We start from the raw sequence: 4,300 nt of genomic DNA, 5'->3' as shown, positions 1-4,300 counted from the left end.
GCGTAAAAAAAATGCTCCGCATCCGAAGCTGATATGGCATATATCGCAAAAAAAAAGTGGGCACAGTTATTTGAGAAGCATACAGCACTTCCTGCAAAGCCACTGCTGGCATTATCCGGGTGTTTTTAGTGCAACACGTCGCTATAGACATACTTTCGGGATACCGATGAACGCTCGGCAAACTGATAGCGAAAGTATATTGCTCAACACCCGCTCTGATTTCCGATTTTTTCCGGAACAAAACTGCTATTCGCAAGAGTGATAACAGATTAAGCCATTAGCGGTTAAAGTTGTTATTAAAAGCCTTGGGTTTTCTTTTCGCTGGAGTTCTCTGCCCGGATTCCCTGTGGCGAGCCTCATTCACTCTTAATGAACGTCCGGCCACCTCTTTGCCATCCATGGCTCTGGCGGCTTCAGCTTCAGTTTCCTGTTCAAAGGTGATAAATGCAAAGCCCCGGGATCGCCCAGTTTCCCGATCCCGCATCAGCTTGATGTCTTCAATAACACCAAATGATTCGAAAGCCTGTTCAAGATCCTCTTCAACGGCGGTATAGGCCAAATTACCGATGTATAAAGTCCTTTTTTGCATGGAAAACTCTGGTTTTTTTCTCTGGGTTGAACGCAAGTCCTTGCGTAGAAAGGCGGTATAAACATCAACTGTGACAATAATCAGATTGTCACATCATACTGTTGTTGTCCACTGACTTATCGGCTGCCTTTTGATAGTTATGAACAGATCCAGAAAGAAAATAGCGCACAAATATGGAACTTTTTCACAACTTGGAACTCTATCAAGAAGAACAGAACAGACGAGAGTCAATCCCTATGTTTAACTTTGGCAAGTCCTTTGCGTTTACTTCTGGCAGTAGCTCCAAGCCTACAGCTATTGATGGAAGTAATCCTTCATCCAGAACGAACAAATCTGACTCTGGGAAAAAAACGTTTAACACAATGGATGTCAGCTATGCAGATTTAAAAAATGCTCTTGTTACAGGCGATATTCATTCGAAAACTTATGTAGAACTCGATGCTTCTCCAGTGAAAGGCAGTATTACAGCAAGGAAGTCTGTACAGTTGGACAATTCTCCAGTGGTAGGCAACATTGAAGCAGGGGCACATATAGATGTCTATGAATCCACAGTTGGAGGCAGTATTAAAGCAAGTACTTATGTAGAACTGGATGATGCCCGGATAGAAGGCAGTATTGAAGCAGGGTCCCATGTTTTACTGGACAAGTGCCCGGTGGGAGGCCGTATTGAAGCAGGGACGCAGGCAAAACTGGTCAAATCCCCGGTGGGAGGCAGTATTGAAGCAGGGGAGCATGTAAAACTGGTGAGTTCCGCGGTGGGCGGCAACATTATCTCAGGAACTCACGTAGAATTGGTATCATCACCGGTGGGCGGGAGTGTCAGGGCTCAAAGCACAGTGAAAATTGACGGATCGACGATAGCTCATAACGTAAACTCTCCCTCTAATGTGACTATTACCGGATCAGAAGTGAAAGGTATTCTGACAACAGGCGGCACATTTACAAAAATAGCTGACTATTCAATTATCAATGAAATAATTATCCGACCACACATCCAGAAAGGGGGATTTGCTACTTGGCCAATCAAGCAAACAATAAGAATCAACTATAATTCCACAGTTGGTAATATCACATTTACAAGTCAAAATGGTCAAGTCATTATAAACAATGGGTCAAAGATTACCGGCAAGGTCACCGGCGGTGATATCAAATACAAGGAGAATGATATTTGGGGAAACTATACACCACATGATACATCAGATAGAAGAAGACATTGGCAGGCGCGAGCAATTATCAAAGAGATGCAGGTACTACCTGAAATCAGCCCTGCCCGGGAAATTCAACGCCGAGTACGTTTTATCAAAAACACCCTGAAAGCTTCCGGTTTAACAAACCTTGTGCTCGGTATTAGCGGCGGTGTGGATTCATCCACGTGTGGCCGACTTGCGCAATTAGCAGTCAATGAACTCAATGAAGAAAACTGCGTGAATTGCTATCAGTTTATTGCTATGCGCTTGCCTTACAGCGTACAAAAAGATGAAAAAGATGCACAATTAGCACTTCAATTTATCGAGCCATCGCAATCCATCGAGGTCAATGTTAAACCGGGGGTTGATGGTATCCACTCAGAAGTCATGGCGTCTCTGGCAGAAGCTCAACTCAATCAGGCTTCAGACAGCGCTGTCGATTTCGTTAAAGGCAACGTCAAGGCACGGGCGCGTATGGCCGCCCAGTACGAAGTTTCAGGCATCGTTGGTGGTTTGGTTATTGGTACAGACCACTCTGCTGAAAACGTCACCGGCTTTTATACCAAATGGGGGGATGGGGCTTGCGACCTTGCCCCCTTGTTTGGTCTGAGCAAACGCCAGGTTCGCCAGCTAGCGCAAACCCTGGGCGCCCCGGCATTGCTTGTACAAAAAACACCGACTGCTGACCTGGAGTGCCTGGCACCGCAAAAAGCCGATGAGCAATCTCTGGGCCTAAGCTACGATCAGATTGATGATTTCCTGGAAGGGAACGCCGTTGATGCGGAGGTAGAACAACGTATTATCGATATCTACAATCGAACACATCACAAGCGTCAGCCGATTCCAACCGTCTACAACCAGGCATCGCTATAAAGCCTGCAAAACACTATTACTGTTTTACAGACTTTTACATTTTGACTTATCGTTCCATTCGGTAATTGAGCCAATGACTATCCATTTTCCTCGCTTTTGCGTTACCCTTCCGGCATTCGGGTTGGCCAGGATCAATACAGACATCGTAAAGCCACCAAAGTCTGGGATAAGCGGGAATTTAAAAACCTGGATGATAACCAGCAACTCGGCAGCCGCAATATGCAAATGGCCCTGAGCCGTTTTGCCCGTCAGGGGGCTGCAGACCAGCTGGATCTTGAGATACCGTCCGCTTAACAGCTAACAAGGGCATACTGGATATCAAAATGGTGCCAGAACGCCATAATGCCGTAATGGTGCTGCTGTTTATGGATATCGGTGGCTCAATGGACGATTACGTCGGTCTGTGTGAGGCGCTGTTTGCCTGCTGAACGGAGTTCAAACACCTTGAGTTCTATTACTTCCATAACTACCTCTATGAAAGTGTCTGGCAGAATAACCGTCGTTGCCAGCAGGAGCGCATCAGTCTCTTGGATGTGCTTCACCGCTTCGGCAAGGATTACCGGGTGATTTTTATGGGCGACGCGGCCATGTCTGGATGGAAAGCGCACTTTGACCGGGTCGCATGGCTGAATCCCTCTCCGGAAGATGCTTGGCACTATACCTCATCAACACGACTGATTGATGAGCAGATGGAAGGCAAGATGTTTCCCCTCACCATTAATGTCCTGGAAGAGGCAATGGGCTATCTTGCAGGATAACCAAGCACCTTACGAAATGGATAGGCATTTGCCCTCACAGCAGGAGGGCAATCTTTTTAGGTGATTATCTCCAAACAGTAACGCCTCACTGAATATTTATTTACCGAAGAGCCTGTTTAATTCTTTCATTAGTTCGCCAGAACTTTGCTGCTTATCAGGGTGAAGTATTCTTGCCATATTTCTATAGTCTTTAGCCAGATCTGTTGTCACCCTGTAACCAATTTTTTCAGCAAAAATTTGAATTTCGTGCCTGTTATATTCTGATTGATGGTTTACTTCAGGCTTATGCCTTTTTCCCTCTGTAAAGTATGAGTCGTCATCTGGTATCTGGTCAGTGTCATCAATAAATGCACCGTACTGTACTTTTATCGCCTGTGCATCTTCAGTCCTTCCCATGAGTATGCAGACTTTCAGTGCTGTAATGATCAGATCGGAGTTTAAAATGCGATGGCGAAAAAAAAGATGTGCTAAATGCGTAATATGGGAGTATGAGTATTCGGACATAGCCTCGGCCTTAGTCAACGCGTTTTGAAACACCTCCATAAGAATATCCTTGGCAATGTTATGGGCAGCTGCGTCAGGCATTACCAAGTATAATAGCAACTCGATGCTTCTTAAATGAAACTCTCTGGTACCCAATCTCTCGGTCATTACCTTCAGAGCTGTTTGGAAAGTATTTGCGTCAAGTTTTGTCCGGTCTGTTTTGAATTCTTGTGCATCCTCAAACACGTTGTTGAGAACACAGATTTTCAGGGCCATATTCGCCAGCCTGGTGTCACCAAAGCCACGGCGGAAAATAACACGAATAAAATCCTTGACTTTGCCGTACGTGGATTCGGTCATATTCACGGCCTCATCCAGCCAGTTTTGCAGTTCCTCCACCAGGATTTTCT

At 45.5% G+C, this 4,300-nt stretch carries 6 protein-coding genes; 4 read left to right on the top strand and 2 right to left on the bottom strand.

Annotated elements, in window-relative coordinates; genetic code table 11:
- Positions 1 to 262, top strand: a 262-nt coding sequence (locus KDK14_RS08130) for a hypothetical protein (RefSeq protein ID WP_257264588.1), incomplete at its 5' end; no start/stop codon positions are given.
- A 15-nt stretch (positions 263 to 277) separates the two neighbouring features.
- Here the strand turns inward: KDK14_RS08130 and KDK14_RS08125 are convergent.
- A complete protein-coding gene (locus tag KDK14_RS08125; RefSeq protein WP_257264587.1) occupies positions 278 to 589 on the bottom strand; it encodes an RNA-binding protein in 312 nt (103 codons plus the stop codon).
- Positions 590 to 780: 191 nt separating this feature from the next.
- Between KDK14_RS08125 and nadE the strand changes: the two genes are divergently transcribed.
- From nadE to KDK14_RS08105, 3 genes are all read left to right on the top strand, one after another.
- Entirely contained in the window at positions 781 to 2,649 is a 1,869-nt protein-coding gene (gene nadE, locus KDK14_RS21685) for an ammonia-dependent NAD(+) synthetase (RefSeq protein ID WP_373691050.1), read from the top strand.
- Between the two features lie 96 nt (positions 2,650 to 2,745).
- Complete coding sequence (locus KDK14_RS08110; RefSeq protein ID WP_257264586.1) at positions 2,746 to 2,943, top strand: hypothetical protein; 198 nt, start codon at positions 2,746 to 2,748, stop codon at positions 2,941 to 2,943.
- A gap of 233 nt (positions 2,944 to 3,176) precedes the next feature.
- Positions 3,177 to 3,407 carry a hypothetical protein gene (locus KDK14_RS08105; protein ID WP_257264584.1) on the top strand — a complete coding sequence of 77 codons (231 nt, stop codon included), beginning with the start codon at positions 3,177 to 3,179 and terminating at the stop codon, positions 3,405 to 3,407.
- 96 nt (positions 3,408 to 3,503) lie between these two features.
- Here KDK14_RS08105 and KDK14_RS08100 read toward each other — a convergent pair whose 3' ends face one another.
- Positions 3,504 to 4,256, bottom strand: a complete 753-nt coding sequence (locus tag KDK14_RS08100; RefSeq protein WP_257264583.1) for a hypothetical protein — start codon at positions 4,254 to 4,256, stop codon at positions 3,504 to 3,506.
- Positions 4,257 to 4,300 lie beyond the last annotated feature (44 nt).

Source organism: Endozoicomonas sp. ONNA2, assembly GCF_024606365.1.
Lineage (GTDB): Bacteria > Pseudomonadota > Gammaproteobacteria > Pseudomonadales > Endozoicomonadaceae > Endozoicomonas.
The sequence above is the reverse complement of the archived record's forward strand: the minus strand, read 5'-3'. Positions and strand labels throughout refer to the sequence as shown.